16 protein-coding genes, 1 pseudogene and 1 riboswitch are annotated in these 19,289 nt (G+C 74.3%); of the genes and pseudogenes, 9 read left to right on the top strand and 8 right to left on the bottom strand.

Features of this window, described 5'->3' with window-relative positions; all coding sequences use genetic code 11:
• Positions 1–91: 91 nt before the first annotated feature.
• The gene (locus OIU81_RS27295; RefSeq protein ID WP_329151938.1) at positions 92–2,533 is read left to right on the top strand and encodes a transglutaminase family protein; all 2,442 of its coding nucleotides are present in this window, start codon (positions 92–94) and stop codon (positions 2,531–2,533) included.
• 653 nt (positions 2,534–3,186) lie between these two features.
• Here OIU81_RS27295 and OIU81_RS27290 read toward each other — a convergent pair.
• From OIU81_RS27290 to OIU81_RS27280, 3 genes are all read right to left on the bottom strand, one after another.
• The gene (locus OIU81_RS27290) at positions 3,187–3,597 is read right to left on the bottom strand and encodes a DUF3040 domain-containing protein (protein WP_329151937.1); all 411 of its coding nucleotides are present in this window, start codon (positions 3,595–3,597) and stop codon (positions 3,187–3,189) included.
• Between the two features lie 258 nt (positions 3,598–3,855).
• Positions 3,856–4,611, bottom strand: a complete 756-nt coding sequence (locus OIU81_RS27285) for a methyltransferase (RefSeq protein WP_329151935.1) — start codon at positions 4,609–4,611, stop codon at positions 3,856–3,858.
• Positions 4,612–4,804: 193 nt separating this feature from the next.
• Positions 4,805–5,290 carry an SAV_6107 family HEPN domain-containing protein gene (locus OIU81_RS27280; RefSeq protein ID WP_329151933.1) on the bottom strand — a complete coding sequence of 162 codons (486 nt, stop codon included), beginning with the start codon at positions 5,288–5,290 and terminating at the stop codon, positions 4,805–4,807.
• Between the two features lie 227 nt (positions 5,291–5,517).
• Between OIU81_RS27280 and OIU81_RS27275 the strand changes: the two genes are divergently transcribed.
• The 5 genes and pseudogenes from OIU81_RS27275 (at position 5,518) to OIU81_RS27255 (ending at position 11,628) form a co-directional block, all read left to right on the top strand.
• Complete coding sequence (locus tag OIU81_RS27275) at positions 5,518–6,477, top strand: ATP-binding cassette domain-containing protein (RefSeq protein ID WP_329151931.1); 960 nt, start codon at positions 5,518–5,520, stop codon at positions 6,475–6,477.
• A gap of 88 nt (positions 6,478–6,565) precedes the next feature.
• Positions 6,566–8,256: pseudogene (locus OIU81_RS27270) on the top strand (YhgE/Pip family protein).
• 112 nt (positions 8,257–8,368) lie between these two features.
• The gene (locus OIU81_RS27265) at positions 8,369–8,983 is read left to right on the top strand and encodes a TetR/AcrR family transcriptional regulator (RefSeq protein WP_329151929.1); all 615 of its coding nucleotides are present in this window, start codon (positions 8,369–8,371) and stop codon (positions 8,981–8,983) included.
• Between the two features lie 420 nt (positions 8,984–9,403).
• A complete protein-coding gene (locus OIU81_RS27260) occupies positions 9,404–10,024 on the top strand; it encodes a DUF4126 domain-containing protein (RefSeq protein ID WP_329151928.1) in 621 nt (206 codons plus the stop codon).
• A 92-nt stretch (positions 10,025–10,116) separates the two neighbouring features.
• The gene (locus OIU81_RS27255) at positions 10,117–11,628 is read left to right on the top strand and encodes a phytoene desaturase family protein (protein ID WP_329151926.1); all 1,512 of its coding nucleotides are present in this window, start codon (positions 10,117–10,119) and stop codon (positions 11,626–11,628) included.
• A gap of 118 nt (positions 11,629–11,746) precedes the next feature.
• Here OIU81_RS27255 and OIU81_RS27250 read toward each other — a convergent pair whose 3' ends face one another.
• From OIU81_RS27250 to OIU81_RS27230, 5 genes are all read right to left on the bottom strand, one after another.
• Entirely contained in the window at positions 11,747–12,961 is a 1,215-nt protein-coding gene (locus OIU81_RS27250) for a hypothetical protein (protein WP_329151925.1), read from the bottom strand.
• A 35-nt stretch (positions 12,962–12,996) separates the two neighbouring features.
• Positions 12,997–13,914 carry a methylenetetrahydrofolate reductase [NAD(P)H] gene (metF, locus tag OIU81_RS27245; protein WP_329151923.1) on the bottom strand — a complete coding sequence of 306 codons (918 nt, stop codon included), beginning with the start codon at positions 13,912–13,914 and terminating at the stop codon, positions 12,997–12,999.
• A gap of 257 nt (positions 13,915–14,171) precedes the next feature.
• Positions 14,172–14,822 carry a thiamine phosphate synthase gene (thiE, locus tag OIU81_RS27240; RefSeq protein ID WP_329151922.1) on the bottom strand — a complete coding sequence of 217 codons (651 nt, stop codon included), beginning with the start codon at positions 14,820–14,822 and terminating at the stop codon, positions 14,172–14,174.
• 119 nt (positions 14,823–14,941) lie between these two features.
• On the bottom strand, positions 14,942–15,307 hold the full coding sequence (locus tag OIU81_RS27235) for an Rv2175c family DNA-binding protein (RefSeq protein WP_329151920.1): 366 nt from the start codon (positions 15,305–15,307) through the stop codon (positions 14,942–14,944).
• A gap of 115 nt (positions 15,308–15,422) precedes the next feature.
• Positions 15,423–16,664: an NAD(P)/FAD-dependent oxidoreductase gene (locus tag OIU81_RS27230; RefSeq protein WP_329151918.1), complete on the bottom strand. Its 1,242-nt coding sequence runs from the start codon at positions 16,662–16,664 to the stop codon at positions 15,423–15,425.
• Between the two features lie 156 nt (positions 16,665–16,820).
• Positions 16,821–16,933, top strand: a riboswitch (TPP riboswitch).
• Here OIU81_RS27230 and thiO point away from each other — a divergent pair.
• From thiO to OIU81_RS27215, 3 genes are all read left to right on the top strand, one after another.
• Positions 16,931–18,166 (top strand): glycine oxidase ThiO, encoded by a 1,236-nt coding sequence (gene thiO / locus OIU81_RS27225; protein WP_329151916.1) that lies wholly within the window; start codon positions 16,931–16,933, stop codon positions 18,164–18,166. Its footprint overlaps the riboswitch before it by 3 nt.
• On the top strand, positions 18,163–18,378 hold the full coding sequence (thiS, locus tag OIU81_RS27220; RefSeq protein ID WP_329151913.1) for a sulfur carrier protein ThiS: 216 nt from the start codon (positions 18,163–18,165) through the stop codon (positions 18,376–18,378). The genes thiO and thiS overlap by 4 nt, the downstream gene beginning before the upstream one ends.
• A gap of 9 nt (positions 18,379–18,387) precedes the next feature.
• Entirely contained in the window at positions 18,388–19,242 is an 855-nt protein-coding gene (locus OIU81_RS27215; protein WP_329151911.1) for a thiazole synthase, read from the top strand.
• Positions 19,243–19,289 lie beyond the last annotated feature (47 nt).

The raw sequence follows: 19,289 nt of genomic DNA, 5'->3' as shown, positions 1-19,289 counted from the left end.
CTGGAGGGGTGCGGGAGAGGCGGCCGGAGCCGCCCTGCGGCGGTGGGTGCGGCGCGTTCCCGGCCCGCCCGGGGCGAACGGGGGCACGCGCATGAGCGGCCGGGCACGGCTGGCGCTGTGCGCGGCGGTGGCCACCCTGTGTGCCGCCGGCGCGCTGCTGCCGCTGGTGGACCCGGTCACCTGGATGATCCAGGCGGCCGCCCTGCTGGCCGTCGTGACCGGTGTGGGTGCGGCCGCCCGCCGGGCCCCCCTCGCCGGGCCGCTGGTCATCGGCGCACAGGCCCTGGTCGCCGTGCTGCTGCTGACGGTGTTCTTCGCGCCGGGCGAGGCGATCCTCGGCGTGCTGCCGGGCCCGGACGCCGTCACGGAATTCGGCCGGCTGCTGCACGACGGCGTTCGCGACGTCGGCCGTTACGCCATCCCCGCCCCCGTCACCCCCGGCATCCGGCTGCTGCTGATCGCCGGAGTGCTGCTGATCGGCCTGCTGGTGGACGCGCTGGCGGTCACCTACCGCAGCGCCGCGCCCGCCGGGCTGCCGCTGCTCGCGCTCTATTCGGTGGCGGCGGGGCTGTCCCAGGGGGGCGCGGGCTGGCTGCGGTTCCTGATAGCGGCCGCGGGCTATCTGCTGCTCCTGCTGGCCGAGGGCCGCGACCGGCTCTCCCAGTGGGGCCGGGTGTTCGGCGGTCCGGGCGGCCCGGACCGCACACGGGGCTTCGCCGGCACCGGCGGGTCCTCGCTCGCCCCCGTGCGGACGGGCCGCAGGATCGGCGCGCTGGTGCTCGGCATCGCGGTGGCGGTGCCCGCCCTGCTCCCCTCCCTGGGCGGCGGGCTGTTCGGCGGCGGCGCCCACGGCGTGGGGCCGGGCAGCGGCGGCGGCACGATCTCCGCGGTCAACCCGCTGGTGTCGCTGCAGGACAGCCTCAACCAGCCCGAGGACAAGGAAGTCCTCAACTACCGCACGACCGCCGCCGACTCCCGCGACATGTATCTGCGGATCGTCGCCCTGGACCAGTTCGACGGCACGACCTGGAAGCCCTCCGAGCGGACGGTCACGGACGTCCCCGAGCGGCTGCCGCGGCCGCCCGGTCTCAGCTCCTCGGTCGCCCTCGACCACGTCAACACCTCCATTTCGACCGCCGAGTGGTATGCCCAGAACTGGCTGCCGCTCCCCTACCCGGCGTCCAAGGTGGACATCTCCGGGCGCTGGCGCTTCGAGCCCCAGGGCCGCACGCTCGTCGGGGACCGCGGCCAGAACACCCACGGCCTGCAGTACCAGGTCGAAAGCCTGCAGGTGCGGCCCACGTCCCGGCAGCTGGCCGCCGCCCCGGCGCCGCCCGCCAAGCTGCTGCGCGAGTACACCAAGGTCCCCGGCTCGCTTCCCCCGGTCGTGCGCAGCACCGCCCGCCGGGTGGCCCACGGCGCACCGACCGCCTACGCCAAGGCCGTCAAGCTCCAGGACTGGTTCGCGCTCAACGGCGGCTTCACCTACAACACGGAAGTCCGGGCCGGCAGCGGTTCCGAGGCCATCGCCCGGTTCCTGCGGCAGAAGGAGGGCTTCTGCGTCCACTTCTCGTTCTCGATGGCGGCGATGGCCCGGACGCTGGGCATTCCGGCCCGGGTCGCGGTGGGCTTCACCCCCGGCACCAAGCAGCCCGACGGCACGACCTCGGTCGGTCTCAAGGACGCCCACGCCTGGCCCGAGCTGTACTTCCAGGGCGTCGGCTGGACCCGCTTCGAGCCGACCCCGAGCCGCGGCAGCATCCCGGACTACGCCTACCCCGACACCTCCGCCCCGGCCGACCCCGGCGATCCGGCCCCCGAGCCCTCCCGGTCGGCCGCCCCCTCGGACGACGGTCCGACCGCGGCCCCCTCCTGCGGTCCGGACACTCAGCAGACCGGCAGCGGATCGGCCTGCCTCACCCTTCCCGCGCAGTCCGGCGCCGGCCCGACGGACGGCGGCACGTCCCCCTGGGCCATCGCCGGCATCCTGTCGGCCGCCCTGCTGGCCCTGCTGCTGCCCGCGGTCCCCCTGCTGTGGCGGCTGCGTATCCGCTCCAGACGCTTGGCGGCCACGGCCTCTGACGAGGACCGCATGGCGGGGACCCTCGCCGCCTGGCGGGAGTTGCTGGACACCGCCTGGGACTTGGGCATCCTGCCGGACGCCTCGCTGACCCCGCGCAAGGCGGCGGCCCGGATCATCAGCATCGGAGCACTGCAACCGGAGCCCGCCGCGGCCGCCCAGCGAGTCGCGACCGCGGTCGAACAGGTCCTGTACGCCCCGCATCCGCAGCCGGTGTCCGGGCTCGCCGCGGATGTACAGCGGGTCCGGTCCGGGTTGCAGGCCGGCGCACCCCGTGCTGTCCGGGTGCGCGCCCGGCTCGCCCCGCGCTCGGCGGCCCGCCTGACCCACGCCTGGTCCGCCCGCTGGACGGCCTTCCTGCTCCGGTGCCGCACCAGCCGCCCGGTGGCCCTGGCACGGCGGGCCGTGACGGCTCTCCGGTCGGGCGGCCGTCAGGGCCGTCAGCGGGCATAGCGTCCGGGGACGGGGCGCGCGGGTCTCCAGGCGCGAAGGGCGCGGTGATGCATGCGGGCGCCGGGGTCTGCGCGGTCCGGTCGGGCGGGCCCGGCGCGGCGTGCCGGCGACGGCGGAGGACGCTGTGCGCCCAGCGCGCCGGGCCCGGTCCCCTGGGGCTCGGGACCTTCGCACCACTGGGCCGGCGAACCACCGAGGCATCGAGCCGTCGAGGCGTCGCACGAGCAACCGGCGCACGCCCAAGCATCAGCGCAGAGCGGGCCGTCGGCTCATCGGCCGGCGGAGGGCTACCTGCGGGAGGAGGGTGCGCTCACCGGCCACGCGCCGCTCAGCACGCTCCCGGGGCAGCGGGCAGCGGGCAGCGGGCAGCGGGCAGCGGGCAGCGGGCAGCGGGCAGCGGGCAGCGGGCAGCCAAGGCTTGACGTGGGGACGGGACGCTGCGCGAAGGCGTACCGCGCCGCACCGTCAGCGAGCCGGTCCTCGACGCCGGCGGGCCGGAGGGGCGGAGGGCCGGAGCCCGGAAATGCAGGAAGCGGCCGGAGGGGCCGCTTCGGGTGCGTGAAGGAAAGGCTGAGGTGAGCCACAGCCGAAGCCGGGGACTCCGAAGAGTCCCCGGGAGGTCCGTCGCTGTGGTGATCTGGCGATCCGTCGGCTCAGTGGCCCTGTTGCTCGTCCCTGCGGCGCTGCCAGCGGTCCTCGATGCGGTTCATCATCGAGCGCCGCTGCCTGGGCCGGCGTGCCGGTGCACCTGCGGCGCCCGCGGAACCCACGCGGGCTTGCTGCTGGCCCTGCCGGGGGGCCTTGCGCCAGCCGGTGACCGCCAGCACCGCGCAGCCGAGCATGACGAGGAAGCCCACGACACTGATCCAGATCTGCTGCGCGACCATGCCGGCCATGAGCAGGGCGATACCCACCAGGAAGCCCGCGACCGCTTGGTAGACCCGTCGCCGGGTGTACGTGCGCAGCCCGCTTCCCTCAAGCGCTGTCGCGAACTTGGGATCTTCGGCGTACAGCGCTCGCTCCATTTGCTCGAGCATGCGCTGCTCGTGCTCCGAGAGCGGCACGGAGTCCTCCTACTCGTCGGTCGCGGGGGGCGACCGGTTGCGACCCTTTCAGGATAGGCAGGGAATCGCCCCCGTGAAACCCGCCCCTCAGCGCCAGTTCACTGTCCGGGCCGCCGAGGCGACCGGGGATGATGCTGCCTGCATTCCCCGACCGCCTGTCCGTCATGCCGGAACGTCTTACCCCGATCATACGGGGCGAAGGGGCTGATCGGGTGGTCTGTGGCCGACTGCACGCGGTAGTCGGTTGTGCCGCGCGGGTCAGTCGCGCTCGGCCAGGACGTGCAGCTGGGTGGCCACCGAGTGGAACGCGGGCTGCTCCGCGGCGGCCGCCTCGAGCTTCAGCAGGGCCTCCATGGCACCCGGCTCGGTGTCGACCAGCACGCCGGGGACCAGATCGGCGAAGACCCGCACGCCGTGGACCGCGCCGACCTGCAGACCGGTGGCGGACACCAGGTCGGTGAGCTGGTCGGCGGTGAAGCGGCGTGGGACCGGGTCACCCTCGCCCCAGCGTCCGGTCGGATCGGTCAGGGCGTGGCGGGCCTCGTGGAAGTGGCCCGCGAGGGCGCGGGCGAGGACGGCGCCGCCCAGGCCGGCCGCGAGCAGGCTGAGGGTGCCGGCCGGACGCAGCGCGTCGACGGCGTTGCGGAGGCCCTCGGCCGGGTCGTCGACGTACTCCAGCACGCCGTGGCAGAGCACGATGTCGTAGCCGCCGCGCTCGACGACATCGAAGAGGCCGTGGGCGTCGCCCTGGACCGCGCGTACCCGGTCGGCGACGCCGGCCTCGGCGACCCGGCGTTCCAGGGCGAAGAGGGCGTTGGGGCTGGGGTCGACGACCGTGACGCGGTGGCCGAGGCGGGCGACCGGCACGGCGAAGTTGCCGGTGCCGCCGCCGGTGTCGAGGACGTCCAGGACATCGCGCCCGGCGGTCTTGACCCGGCGCTCCAGGGCGTCCTTGAGGACCTCCCAGACCACGGCGGTACGAAGGGATGCGCGGGGGCGCAGCGGGTCAGACACGGCGGGTGGCTCCTCGGCGGGGGCATGAACGTCTAGGCGTCCACCACCCTATTCCGTCCGGCGGCCTGCGCCGCCTGCGGAGCCGTACGTCGTGTGTACGGCGTGGGGGCGGGGGCTCCCATTCCCTCCCTCCCCCCCCCGGGCCCTCCCCTCCCCCGCCCCACCCCCCGCCTCCCCTTGGCGCTGTCGCCCTCTACCCCGCGCGCTGGGGTGGCAGCGACGGCTGGAGGAGCAGCATCCGCTCCACCAGGCGCAGGAACAGCGCGACGTCCCGCAGAAGATCATCGGCGTCGCGGCGGCCGGCCGCGCCGGCTATGCCGGCCTCCGCCTTCGCGCGGCGCTCCGCCCCGGCGGCGAAGAGCGCGCTCCACTCGGTGAGTTCGGGAGCGACCTCGGGGAGGACCTCCCAGGCGCTGCGGATGCGCTGCCGGCGGCGCACGGTGGCCTCGGGCCGGCCACGGACGGCGAGGACGGCGGCGGCCGTGCGCAACGCGGCCAGATGGGCCGTGGCGAACCGCTCGTTGGGGGTTTCCAGGGTCTGCGCTTCCTCCAGACCCTGCTGGGCCTGGGCGAGCAGAGCGAGGGCGGCGGGTGGCGCGGCCGCCCGCCGCAGGACGGGGTGGACATCGTTCGGGGGACCGTACGCAGCGGAGCTGCCCCTGCGGGGACTGGCTGCCATGACGAACCTCCTGTCGTCGCATGCCGGTTCAGGACCGGATGCCGATTCGGGACCACGTGAAACCATCGTGACGTACGCCACTGACAATCGACTCTGACCTGCGCTTTTCGGTGAAAAGGGGAGAGAATCCCGAGCGATTGCCGAGAAGCCGTGCCCCGCGCCCCTTGCGGAACCGGCGGCGGGGTGCGGATACTTTTTGAACTGACCAGTCAGTTCAAGGAGGGATCGTGGACCGCACCCCGCTCGGAGCGGCGGTCACGGCCACGGGATTCGGGCTCAAGGGCCCCCGCGGATGGGCGTTCCGGAACATCGACCTCACGGCCGGCCCCGGCTCGCTGATCGCCGTGCAGGGCCCGTCGGGCTCGGGCCGTACGTGTCTGCTGCTGGCGCTCACCGGACGGATGAAGCCCGCGGAGGGCGGTGCCGAGGTCGGCGGGCTGCCGCTGCCGAAGAGGATGGCCGCGGTCCGGTCCGTCACCGCGCTCGCCCATGTGCCCGGAGTCACCGAACTCGATCCCGCCCTCACGGTCGGCGAGCACCTGCGGGAACGTGCCCTGTTGCAGGGCCGGTTCGGCAGCTCGCTGCGGGGTCTGCTGCGGCCGCGGCGGGAGCGCAGGGCCGAGGCCCGCGCCCTGGTGGACGCCGCGCTCGCGGCGGCGGGCCTCGATCCGGAGTCGCTGCCCAAGGGGATCCGTACGTCCGTGCGTGACCTGGAGCGGCTGGAGGCGCTGCGGCTGTCCGTGGCGCTCGCCCTGATCGGCGGGCCGCGGCTGCTGGCCGTCGACGACACCGACCTGAAGCTGTCCGACGAGGAGCGCTCCGGGGCCTGGGCCATGCTGCGCGGCCTCGCGGCGGCGGGCACGACGGTGCTCGCGGTGTGCAGCGAACCGCCGGAGGACGACGAGGGCGTGGTGCTGGTGCGTACGGGAAACCGCCCCGAGCGGGACGCCCCGGAGACCACACCCGGCGAATCCACCGACGCCGAGGACGGCACGGACGCCAGGCACGGCACGGACGGCTCGGACGGCACGGACGGCACGGGCAGCACTGACGGCACGGGCAGCACGGAGGACGCCGACACCACCGAGGCCCCCGAAACACCGGAGCCACCAAGACTCCCGCCTCCCCCGCCTCCCCCCGCCACCCCTGAGAGCAACGAGCCCCACGAGCCCGACCGGCCCGGCTAGCCCCACGAGCCCGCGCCCTGCGGCGCTCCCGCCGAGCACGGCGAGAGCTCCCACCACGGCCGCCGCCACGACGAGGAAGGAACGGCAGATGCGCTCGCCGAGGCTCGCCGCTCTTGAGCTGAAGCGGTTCGGGCGGGGGAAGCTGCCGCGCGACGGTATCGGGCAGGCCCGGCACGGCGCGGGCGAACTGGCCGACGGCCTGGGCAACGCGAAGAGCGGCAGCGGCAAGCTGGTCACGGGGCTGGGCGCGCTCGACACCGGCGCCGGCCGGCTCGCGCAGGGCAGCTCCGACCTCGCCCGGGGTGCCGACCGCGCCGCCCACGGCTCACAGCAGGTGGCCGACGGTTCCGGGCAGGTCGCGCGGGGCACCCAGCAGCTGGCCGACACCGTCAACGGGGTCGTCGGCAGGGTGGGGGCCGTTCCTCCGGGCGCACGGGAGGGAGATCGGCGAGGCGGCGCGGCTGGTGGCCGACGGATCGCAGGCGGTCCGGGACCACCTCGGCGAGCTGCCCCGAGCGGCGTCCGACGGGCCAAGCTCTCCCGGGGGATGTCCGATCAGCTGGCCGACTACTACCGGCTGCGCTGTGAGAGCGGGCTGCGGCTCGACGCCTCCTGCGCGCAGCTGAAGACGCTCACGGCGCAGGCGGCGACCGCGGCGGACAAGGCCGAGGAGGTCAGCGGGTACGTCCACGACCAGAAGAATCTCGACCAACTCGACCGGGACCTGGGCACGTTGCACTCCCTGGCGAGCGAGCTGGCACGGCACGGGCCGACCCTGGGTGCCGACCTGGACGCCGCGGTCAAGAAGATCAACGATCTGAACGACGGGGCACACCAGGTGTCCGCGGGGGCGCGTAGCCTGGCCGCCGGCAACGCCCGGTTGGCGTCCGGCGCACACACGCTCCACGACGGGACGCGGCAGTTGCACGACGGCACGGGCCGGGCCGCGGCCGGTATGGGCGACCTCGACTCCGGTGTGGGCAGACTCGACGACGGCGCCCACACCCTGCACGGCGGCATGTTCAAGCTCTCCGACGGCTCGCAGAAGCTGGCCGGCGGGCTGCACGACGGGGCGCGGCGGATCACCGACTACGGCACGAAGGACCGCCAGGCGCGCACCCGGGTCATGTCCGACCCGGTGCAGCTGGCCTCCGACGCCGCCCACAAGGCGCCGAACCACGGCACCGGGTTCGCCCCGTAATTCATCCCGCTGTCCCTGTGGGTCGGCGCGATGGTGGCGTACATGCTGATCCAGCCGCTCAACCGGAGGGCGCTGGCGAGGGGCGCGTCCCCCTGGCGGGTGGCGGTGTCCGGGTGGCTGCCGGTGGTCGGTGTGGGGGCGCTGCAGACGGCGGCCCTGATGTCCGTACTGCACTTCGCGCTCGGCCTGCAGATGGCGCGGGCGGCCGGCACGATCGGCTTCCTGGTCCTGGGCACGGACTGTTTCTCGGCGCTCGTGCAGTGGCTGAACGCGCAGTTCGGCGCGGCCGGCCGGATCCTGGTGCCGGCGCTGCTGATGCTCCAGCTGACCTCGGCGGGCGGCACCTATCCGGTGCAGACCAGTCCGGGCTTCTTCGCCGCCCTCCACCCGTATCTGCCGATGAGTTACCTCGTGGAGGGGCTGCGCCGGCTCATCACGGGCGGGGAGCTCGCGCCCGTGTGGCAGGGCGGTGCGGTGCTGCCGGCGTTCACCGCCGGGGCGCTGGTGCTGACGTCCCTGACGGCCCGGGCCGCCAGGTGGTCCGGATGAGGGACCTTCATCCGGAGCTGAGCCTGTGAGCGTCCGCCGGCGTCCGCGAGCGCCGTGCCGGCGGCTCTCCCGGAGCCGAACGCCCGCGGCGGCACCCGTCGCGTCGCGCATCGCTCCCCGGGGAGCGGCACAATCGCCCCCATGGACAGCTCCCACTCCCGCCGCGACGCCACCCGGCGCAAGCTCTTCGAGGCCGCGGTCACGCTCATCGCCGAACAGGGTTTCTCCTCCACCACGGTGGACGAGATCGCCGAACGGGCGGGCGTCGCGAAGGGCACGGTGTATTACAACTTCGCGAGCAAGAACGTTCTCTTCGAGGAGTTGCTGCGGCACGGCATCGAGCTGCTGGCGACCTCCTTGCAGGTGGCCGCCGACGAGGTCACCGGCCGGGACGGCAGCCGGATCGACGCGCTGGACGCGATGATCCGGGCCGGCCTGGACTTCATCTCCCGTTACCCGGCGCTCACCCAGCTGTACGTGGCCGAGCTGTGGCGCACCAACCGGGCGTGGCAGTCGACGCTGATGGTGGTGCGCGACCGGGCCATCACGGTGGTGGAGAACGTGCTGCGCGAGGCGGTGGCCCGGGGGGAGCTGAGCGAGGAGATCGATATCCCGCTGACCGCCTCGGCACTCTTCGGGATGGTGTTGGTGGCGGCCCTGGACTGGCAGTCCTACCAGCCGGACCGGTCGATCGACGACGTGCACGCGGCGCTGTCCCGGCTGCTCCAGGGGCGGGTGGGGGGCCAGGCCGCCTAGCGGGGCTCGGCGGGCGGGACTCGTGGCCGGGCCGGATCCCGTGATTGCGGGACGTGCTTCCCGTGCGAAAGCGGATGCGCGCCGCCCTGGTCAGGCGCGGCGCGCACCCGTTCTCCCCCGTGGGTCCGCGCAAAAGAGTGCGCTGTCCTGGCGCAGATCGTTCCCCCCCGACCCGACCAGGACAGCGCTTCCCCCATGCTCCCCCGTGCGTCCCCCGTATCCCCCGTATCCCCCGTCACGTCCGGGAGCCGCGCCGCTCCGCCGCCCCGTGTCGGCGGTGCGGCGCCGCTTCCCTTCCGTGGCCCCTACTCTTCCGTCCGGACGGCCGGCGGCCCATCCGCGTACCTACTCATCTCGGTGTCTGAGTACGGATACTCAATCCTGAGCACCCACCCCCAGCCGGGGCCTACGCTCTTCGACGTGTCCGTACTTCCCTTGGTGTTCACCAGTGGCTGGGCGAGCGGGATCAACGCCTATGCCGTCGTCCTCGTCTTCGGCCTGCTCGGCGCGACCGGCGTCAGCGAGGAGGTGCCCGCGGCGCTGCAGCGCCCCGATGTGCTGCTCGTGGCGGGCGTCCTGTTCCTGTGTGAGGCGGTCGCCGACAAGGTCCCGTACGTGGACTCGGTCTGGGACGCCGTGCACACGGTGATCCGGCCGGTCGCCGGTGGCGTGGTGGCGGCGCTGCTGGCCGGGCACGACGGTTCGCTGCCCCAGCTGGCGGCGGGCGCGGTCGGCGGCTCGACGGCGCTGGTGAGCCATCTGGTCAAGGCGGGCACCCGGATCGCGGTCAACACCTCGCCGGAGCCGGCCAGCAACATCGTGCTGAGCCTGGCCGAGGATCTGGGCGTCGCCGGGCTGGTGGCCTTCGCGGTGTTCCATCCGGTGGCGGCCGCGGCCATCGCGGGGGCGCTGCTGGCCGCGGGGATCGCGGTGGTGGTCTTCCTGTGGTCGCGCATCCGCCGCTACCTCCGGCGCCGACGGCAGCGGCGCGAGGAGAAGCGGCTCGCCACGGCGGGCGGTGCGGTGCCGCCGGCGCTCTGACGGTCCGCGCCGGCCGGTGGCGCCGGGGCCGCTGCCCGGTCCGGCCGCCGGCCGTGCAGGCGTTGTCAGTGGCTCCGGATAAAGTCGCAGGCATGGCACGGATTGCGGTGATCGGCGCCGGGATGGGCGCGATGGCGGCCGCTGCCCGGCTGGCCGTCGCGGGCCACCGGGTGGCGGTGTTCGAGCGCGACGCGACGCACGGCGGTGCGGTGCGGCGTCTGGAGCGCGACGGCTTCGCGTTCGACACGGGGCCCGGTCTGCTGCATCTGCCGGCCGTCTACCGGGATCTGTTCCTCAAGACCGGCAAGGAGCCACTGGAGAGCTGCGTCGAGCTGTCCCAGGTCGACCCCGCGAGCCGCCATGTCTTCGCCGACGGCACGGCCGTGTCCCTGCCGAACGCCTCGCGGGCCGGCGTGCTGGCGGCCCTGGACGAGGCACTGGGCGCGGGCACCGGGGAGCGCTGGAGCGCCCTGGTGGGCCGCGCCCGCGAGGCCTGGGACGCCACCCGCCGTCCGCTCCTGGAGGAGCCGCTGTGGCAGGACTGGCGGGTGCTGGGGCGCGATCCGTATCCGGCGGTGCGCCGGCGCGGGCTGTTCGGCCGGGGCAAGGGCCCCACGACCGCGACCCTCGCCGAGGTGGCCCGCCGTGAGCTGGCCGACCCACGACTGGTCGCGCTGCTGGAGAGCCATGCGCTGGCCTACGGCTTCGACCCGCGCAGCGCCCCGGCGAGCGCCGCCGTGCTGCCTTACATGGAGCAGACCTTCGGCAGCTGGTATCCGCGCGGCGGCCTGCGCGCGCTGGCCGACGCGGTGTACGCGCGCTGTCTGGCGCGCAAGGTGGAGTTCGGCTTCGGCACCGAGGTGACCGGGATCGTGGAGAAGGACGGCCGGGTGGCGGGCGTCGAACTGGCCGACGGCCGGGTGGCCGAGGCGGAGTTCGTGGTCGCGGGCATCGACCCGGGGCGGCTCGCGGGGCTCTGCGGGGGCCGCGAGCCGTGGGGCGCCGACGAGGTGCGCCCCCTCTCGCGTGAGCGCGCCACCGGGCGGCTGACCGTCTGTCTGGCGGTGCGCGGGGCACGCCCCGCGGACGCCGTGCACCGCACCGTGGTCCATGCCGCCGACCGGGCGGCCGAGTTGGCGGGCGTGTTCGGCGACGGCCCCGGGCTGCGGACCCCCTGTGACCGGCCGACGGTGACGGTACTGCGCCCGGACGACCCCACCGTGCGGCCGGACGACGCCCATGAGGCGGTGACGCTGACCGCGACGGTCGCTCCGCACGGCCCGGTCGACTGGCTCGACGGGACGGCCGTGGCGGCCGAGGCGGAGCGGATGACCGCGATCGCCGAGGCCGCGGTGCCGGGGCTGCGGGAGCGGGTGCTGTGGCGGGAGGTGCTGCCGCCCACGGACGACATGCTGGTGCCGGGACCGGCGCTGGCCGGCCGGGAAGGCCGCTTTCTGCGGCCCGGCAACCGCACCCGGATACCGGGGCTCTACGCGGTCGGTGGCTGGTCGCACCCGGGCGGCGGGGTCGCGCATGCCGGGATGTCCGGCGCGATCGTCGCGGGCCTGATCGTGAACGGCGACGACTGGCACGGCTCCACCTGACGGCCCTGCGGTGGGCGGTCCGGGTGGGATCAGGGCCCGGTGCCGCTCCCGGTCACCGGAGCCGGCCGCTGCCGGGAGCCGCCGTCGGCGCCCCCGCGCGGTGTACCGCCCCGCCCGCTCAGTACCGGTACTGCTGCCCGTCGTAGCCCTGCTGGTAGGGCGGATACGGCTGCTCGGGCGGGAGTTCGCTGTCGCGCTGCTGGGGGACCCAGACACCGCCGGGCGGTGTCTCGCCGTAGCCCTGGCCCGGATACTGGCCCGGATACTGGCCCAGCGGCTGTCCCTGCGCGTCGTATTGCTGCGCGGCTTGCTGCGCGGCGTAGGGCGACTGGGCGTAGGGGTCCGGCTGCCCGTAGGGGTCGTAGGCCCCGGAGTACTGCTGGGTGCCGATGTACGGGTCGGAGTAGGGCGCCTGCTGGCCCAGGGGGTCGCTGTACGCCGCGTAGGGATCGGCCCAGGATTCCTGCCCGGCCCCGTTCTGGCCGGCGCCGTTCTGCCCGTAACCGGCGTCGTACGCATAGCCGTTGGCGTCGCCCGGACCGTTCCCGGCCGCGGCGCCGTACGCGTCGTAGGCGGGGTATTCGGGGTATTCGGGTTGCGGGGCGCGGGCGTCGGGGCTGTAGATGCCGTACTGGCCGGTCTCGTCGGGCATCGGCTGCGGGGCGTAGACGGCGGTGGCGTCGGCCTGCGCGTAGACGTCCTGGACGGCGAACGGCTGGGTCTCATAGGCGCTTTGGTCCGGCTGCCCGCCCTGGTACGGCTCCTGGCCGCGGAAGACGTCGGCGTCGTCGTAGGCGTAGGAGCCCTGCCCGGTGTAGGAGCCCTGCCCGGCGTAGACGTCCTGCCCGGCGTAGACGTCCTGGCTCTGGAAGCCGCCGGTGCTCTCGAAGGTGTCCTCCAGCCCGTTGACGGCCGCGGCGTTGAGGCCCCGTCCGTCGGTGTCGGTGGGCTGCACCGCCTCCAGGCCGGAGACCTCCAGGGTCGGTTCGGCGGGGGCCGCCCGGCCGGACGTGCGGGCCCGGCGGCGCCGGCCCTCCGCGGGCTTGCCCTGCTTCCCGGGCATGCCGGGCTTGCCGTCCTTACCGCGCAGGGCCCAGCCGGTGGTGAAGCCGCGGCGGAAGGAGAGCGTCACATTGGTCTGCCCGACGGCGAAGGCGACGAGGCCCACCCCGATCACGATCACCGACGGGATGACGACACCGACGACCACCGCGAGGAAACCGGCGAAGGCGAGCAACCGCCAGCGCAGCCGCGCCTTGTTCTGGAGCAGGACCTCACCCAGCAGCCACAGGGCGACCAGGCCGAACGCGATGTAGAGGACCGTCCAGCCCATATACGCCCCTCTTCCGCCGCCGCCGGCCACCGTGATCAGGACTGCTGGTGCAGCCCCAGATTCTCGTAGATTTCCAGGGTCGCCGTGGAGTGGTTCAGGGTAATGAAGTGCAACCCGGGAACATCCTCGGCCATCAAGCGTGCGCACAGGTCCGTTGCGTACTCGATCCCAATGGAGCGTACCGCCGCCGGGTCGTCCTTGACGGCGAGGATGCGCTCGGCAAGTTCGGGCGGGAATGCCGCGTTGCTGAGCTGAGCGAACCGCTCGATCTGGCGCACGTTCGTCACCGGCATGATCTCCGGAATGATCGGCGTGGAGCAACCCGCGGCCGTCACCCGGTCCCGCAGCCGGAAATAGTCCTCGGGATAGAAGAACATCTGGGTGATGGCGAAGTCCGCCCCGGCCCGGCACTTGTCGACGAAGTGCGCCACATCCGAGTCCCAGTCCGCCGAGCGCGGATGCATCTCGGGGAAGGCGGCGACGCCGACGCAGAAGTCGCCGGACTCCTTGATGAGGCGGACCAGATCGGCGGCGTAGGTGACGCCGTCGGGGTGCCTGACCCACTCGCCCATCGGGTCACCGGGCGGGTCTCCGCGCAGCGCGAGCATGTTGCGGATCCCGGCGCCGGCGTACTGGCCGATGATGTTGCGCAGGTCCGCGGTGGAGTGGTTGACCGCGGTCAGATGGGCGACCGGGGTCAGGGTGGTGTCGGTGGCGATGCGCTCGGTGGCGCGCACCGTGCCGTCACGGGAGGTGCCGCCGGCGCCGTACGTCACCGAGACGAAGGTCGGCGAGACGGCCTCGATGCGGCGAATGGCGTTCCACAGGGTCCGCTCGCCCTTCTCCGTCTTGGGGGCGGCGAACTCGAACGAGTATGACTGCTTACCGGAGGCAAGCAGGTCGCGCACCGTCCGTGCGCGATCAGTCCTGGTGGAAGCTGTACCTAGGGCCATACCGGCAGGTTAACCACCGGCCGGGCACACACCAACCGTGATCGGCGTTATGCCTGGTTGGTACGGTTCGTGTCCACTGGTTGGACATTTTCCGGTCGCCGGGATGTCGGAAAACCTTCCGCCGGCGGCACCACGCTCCGCGCCGCGGAGGAGGCGGCCGGTCCGCGGGCACCGACGCCCGGGGTGATCGAGGTCACTCCGGCCGCAGGGGCGGGGCCGGTGCCCCGGCCCCGCAAGTGGCCCGGCCGACAGGACGGCTAGGCGTCCCGGGTCCGGATGCGCTTGGCGAGGTCCGCGGCCGCCGCCCCCGGGTCGTCCGCCTCCGTGAGCGCGCGGACCACCACGATCCGGCGGGCGCCCGCCGTCAGCACCTCGTCCAGGTTTCCGGCGTCGATCCCGCCGATCGCGAACCAGGGGCGCTCGGGGGCGCGGGCCGCGGCGTAACGGACCAGGTCGAGGCCGGGTGCGTGGCGGCCCGGCTTGGTGGGGGTGGGCCAGCAGGGGCCCGTGCAGAAGTAGTCCACGCCGGGCTCGTCGAGGGCCGCGTCCACCTCGGCCTCGGCGTGGGTGGAGCGGCCGATGAGGACCTCGGGGCCCAGCAGGGCGCGGGCGGCCGGGACCGGCAGATCGCCCTGGCCGAGATGGAGCACCGCGCTGCCGGCCGCATGGGCGATGTCCGCCCGGTCGTTGACCGCGAGCAGCTTGCCGTGCCGCCGGCAGGCGTCCGCGAAGACCTCCAGATGCCGGAGCTCCTCGCCGGCCTCCATGCCCTTGTCCCGCAGCTGGACGATGTCCACGCCGGAGGCGAGCACCGCGTCCAGGAACTGCGGGAGGTCGCCCTGCCGGGTGCGGGCGTCCGTGCACAGGTAGAGCCGGGCGTCGGCGAGGGCCTGTCGTGCGGTGGTCATCGGGCGGCTTCCCCCCGGGTCGGGGGTGTACGGGCCGGTCCTTCCGGTCCGTACACCCCGCGGATGTGGTTACGGATGCTGGTGCGGTTGCGGGACGGGAGCGCGCCGCGGCGGGTGCGTCAGACGGCGAGCGCCTGGGCCCGGCGCTTCACCTCCGTGCCGCGATTCTCGCGCAGCGCCTGGGCCGGCGTGCCGGGCAGGGTCTCATCCGGGGTGAACAGCCACTCCAGCATCTCCTCGTCGGTGAAGCCGTCGTCCCTCAGCAGGGTGAGGGTGCCGACGAGGCCCTTGACCACTTTGTCGTCCTTGATGAAATCGGCGGGCACGTGCAGCGCCCTGTTCTCGCCGCGGCGCACCGCGATCAGCTGGCCCTCCTTGACCAGCTGCCGGACGCGCGTCACCTCGACGCCGAACTGTTCGGCGATGTCGGGGAGGGTGAGCCAGGCGGGGACGAGTCCATCGATGTTTGCGTCAATCTCGGTCACAGGACAAGCGTGCCACCTCGCACTGACAGCCGGAAGCCGGGCATCGCCGTCAGGGGTCTGCTGCACACCGGAGGGTGACGGCCGGCTGCCCGTCGGCGACCGTCCGGCGGCCCCGCTACAGCGCCGCGGCCTTCAGCGGTACGGACGCGTTCGCGGCCCGCTCCCGGTCCAGGGTGACCCCCCGCTCGATGAGCTTGCGCCCCTGGGCCAGATCGCGCGGGCGCCCCACAGCCAGCAGGGCGACGAGCCGGCCCTCCCGCAGCCAGATCACCGACCAGGCGGCCCCGGCCGGGTCACCGCGCCAGACCAGTTCATCGGCGTCGACGTGGTGGCCCGCGTACTGCACGAAGCGGCCGAACTGCTCCGACCAGAAGTACGGGACGGGGTCGTAGACCAGCCCTTCCGTGCCGCCGCGGACGATGTTCTCGGCGACCGTGCGGGGGCCCTGGAGGGCGTTGTCCCAGTGGTGGATCAGCAGCCGGCTGCCGTAGCGGGCCGACGGGAAGGAGGCACAGTCGCCGACCGCGTAGACATCGGGCACGGAGGTGCGCAGCCGGCTGTCGGCCACCACGGAGCCGTCCTGCGGCGACACCTCGACGCCCGAGCCGGCCAGCCAGCCGGTCGCGGGCCGGGCGCCGATCCCGACGACGACGGCATCGGCGGGCAGTGTCGTGCCGTCCTGAAGGGTGACCGCGCCCGGGGTGACCGACGCGACCCGGGCGCCGGTGCGCAGCTCGGCGCCGGCATCCGCGTACCAGCCGGTCATGTGGCGGGCGACCTCGGGCGGCAGCGCACCGGCCAGCGGGCGGTCGGCGGCCTCGACGACGGTGACCGCGCAGCCGGCCTCGCGGGCGGCGGTCGCGAACTCGGCGCCGATCCAGCCGGCCCCGACGACCACGATCTCGTGCTGGGCGGCGAGCACCGGGCGCAGCCGCTCGGCGTCGTCGAGGGTGCGCAGCAGATGGACGCCGGGCAGCCCCTCGCTGCCGGGCAGCATGATGGGGGCGGCGCCGGTCGCGAGGACCGCGTAGTCGTAGGGGACCGGGCCGTCGGCCGTCTCGACCTGGCGGGCCTGCGGCGTCAGGGCGGTGACCGGGCGGTCGAGGTGGAGGTCGATGCCGAGCGCGGCGAAGTCGACGTCGAAGGCGGAGCCCTCGGCCTTGCCCAGCAGCACCGCCTTGGACAGCGGCGGGCGGTCGTAGGGCTGGTGGGGCTCGTCGCCGAGGAGCGTGATGGCGCTGCGCCAGCCCTGTTCGCGCAGGGCGACCGCGGTCTGCACGCCCGCGATTCCCGCGCCGACGATCACGACGCGCGGCGTGCGGTCAGGGGCCTGGGAGGACTTGCTCTGCTCACTCACCCGATCACTCTAGGACGGCGGGTGCGGCCGTCCGCAGCAGCGCGCAAGGAGATCTCTGACACAGCGTCACAGCCGCCCGGTGGGGTATGCGGGCCGATCGGCGCACCGGGGGCGGCGCCTTACGGCGCGTCGCGGCCCCGTACTAGGGTGACGGATACACGCACTCGCGGGAGCCCGGACGCACCGGGCTGAGAGGGAGGCTGGCCGGCCTCCGACCGTCCGTACCTGATCCGGGTCATGCCGGCGAAGGGAGGGGCTGGAAGCCCATGCCATCAACTGCCACACCCTCTGGCGCGCCGTCGCGGCCGTCCGCCGTGCGCCCCGATGTCCTCGTGCTCGGCGGCGGCATCATCGGCCTGGTCACCGCCTGGCGGGCGGCCGCCCGCGGGATGGGCGTCGCGGTGGCCGATCCCGCGCCCGGGGGCGGCGCGGCCCGGGTCGCGGCCGGCATGCTGGCCGCGGTCACCGAACTCCACTACGGCGAGCAGACCCTGCTGGGACTCAATCTGGACTCGGCACGGCGCTACCCCGGGTTCGTCCGGGAGCTGGAGGAGGCCGCCGGGATGCAGATCGGCTACCGGCGGTGCGGCACCCTGGCCGTCGCGCTGGACGCCGACGACCGCGCCCACCTGCGCGAGCTGCACGCCCTGCAGACCCGCTCGGGGCTGGACTCGCAGTGGCTGACCGGGCGCGAGTGCCGCCGGCTGGAGCCGATGCTGGCTCCCGGGGTGCGCGGCGGGCTGCGGGTGGACGGCGACCACCAGGTCGATCCGCGCCGGCTGGCGAGCGCCCTGCTGGTCGCCTGCGAGCGGGCCGGCGTGGTCTTCCACCGCGGCCGCGCCGCCCGGCTGACGGTCGAGGGCGGACGGGCCACCGGCGCCGAACTCGCCGACGGGACACGGCTGGCGGCCGGTCAGGTCGTGCTGGCCGCGGGCAGCGAGAGCGGCCGGCTGGCCGGCGTCCCCGCCGGGGTGCTGCCGCCGGTGCGGCCCGTCAAGGGCCAGGTGCTGCGGCTGCGGATGCCGGACCTGCCGGCCGGCAGCCCCCCGTTCCTGTCGCGCACCGTACGCGCCGTCGTGCGCGGCGGGCCGCTCTATCTGGTGCCGCGGGCGAGCGGCGAGCTGGTGGTGGGCGCCACCAGCGAGGAGCTGGGCTGGGACACCACCGTGACCGCGGGCGGCGTCTACGAGCTGCTGCGCGACGCCCACGAGCTGGTCCCGGGCATCACCGAGCTGCCGCTCGTCGAGACCTGCGCCGGGCTGCGCCCCGGCTCCCCCGACAACGCCCCGCTGCTCGGGCCGACCGAGCTGCCCGGACTGCAGCTGGCCTGCGGTCACTTCCGCAACGGGGTGCTGCTGACGCCGGTCACCGGTGACGCGATGGCCGAGTCGCTGGCCACCGGGAGCCTGCCGGATGTCGCCCGCCCCTTCTCCCCCGCGCGCTTCTCCCCCGGCGTCCCGGGGCCCACGCGTACCCGTGCCCTCCAGGAGCAGCCCGTATGAGCGCCCCCACCGTGTCCGTGTCCGTCAACGGCGAGGCCCGCGAGATCGCCGGCGGACTCACCCTCGACCGGCTGGTCGCGACGCTGACCGCGGCGTCCGCCGGGGTGGCCGCGGCGGTCAACGACCTCGTGGTGCCGCGCACCCAGTGGCCCACCACCGCGCTCGGCGACGGCGACCGCGTCGAGGTGCTCACCGCGGTCCAGGGAGGCTGATCCGCAGACATGACCGACCTCACCTCCCCCGGGGACACGGCTCCCGCCGCGCCGGACACCGCCTCCGCCGCGGCCCCCGACCCGTTCACCCTCGGCGGCGTCACCTTCGGCTCCCGGCTGATCATGGGCACCGGCGGCGCGCCCAGCCTCGACGTCATGGAGCGGGCGCTGCTCGCGTCGGGGACGGAGCTGACCACGGTCGCCATGCGGCGGCTGGATCCGACCGTGCACGGCTCGGTGCTGTCCGTGCTGGAGCGGCACCACATCCGGGTGCTGCCGAACACCGCGGGCTGCTTCACCGCGGGCGAGGCGGTGCTCACCGCCCGGCTCGCCCGGGAGGCGCTCGGCACCGACTGGGTCAAGCTGGAGGTCGTCGCGGACGAGCGCACCCTGCTGCCCGACCCGGTGGAGCTGCTCGATGCCGCCGAGACCCTGGTGGACGACGGTTTCACGGTGCTGCCGTACACGAACGACGATCCGGTGCTGGCCCGCCGGCTGGAGGAGGCGGGCTGCGCCGCGATCATGCCGCTGGGCTCGCCGATCGGCTCCGGGCTGGGCATCCGCAATCCGCACAACTTCCAGCTGATCACCGAGCGGGCCGGGGTCCCGGTGATCCTGGACGCCGGCGCGGGCACCGCCTCGGACGCCGCGCTGGCCATGGAGCTGGGCTGTGCGGCGGTGATGCTGGCGTCCGCGGTGACCCGTGCGCAGGAGCCGGAGCTGATGGCGCACGCGATGCGGCACGCGGTCGAGGCGGGGCGGCTGGCGCACCGCGCGGGCCGGATCCCGCGCCGCCACTTCGCGCTGGCGTCCTCGCCCACGGAGGGCCGGGCGGAGCTGGATCCGGAGCGTCCGGCGTTCTGAGGGGCCCGCCCCCGGGAGTCCGGCTCTCCCACCGGCGTTTCGCCTGT

This window comes from Streptomyces sp. NBC_01454, from assembly GCF_036227565.1.
In the GTDB taxonomy this organism is placed as follows: domain Bacteria; phylum Actinomycetota; class Actinomycetes; order Streptomycetales; family Streptomycetaceae; genus Streptomyces.
The sequence above is the reverse complement of the archived record's forward strand: the minus strand, read 5'-3'. Positions and strand labels throughout refer to the sequence as shown.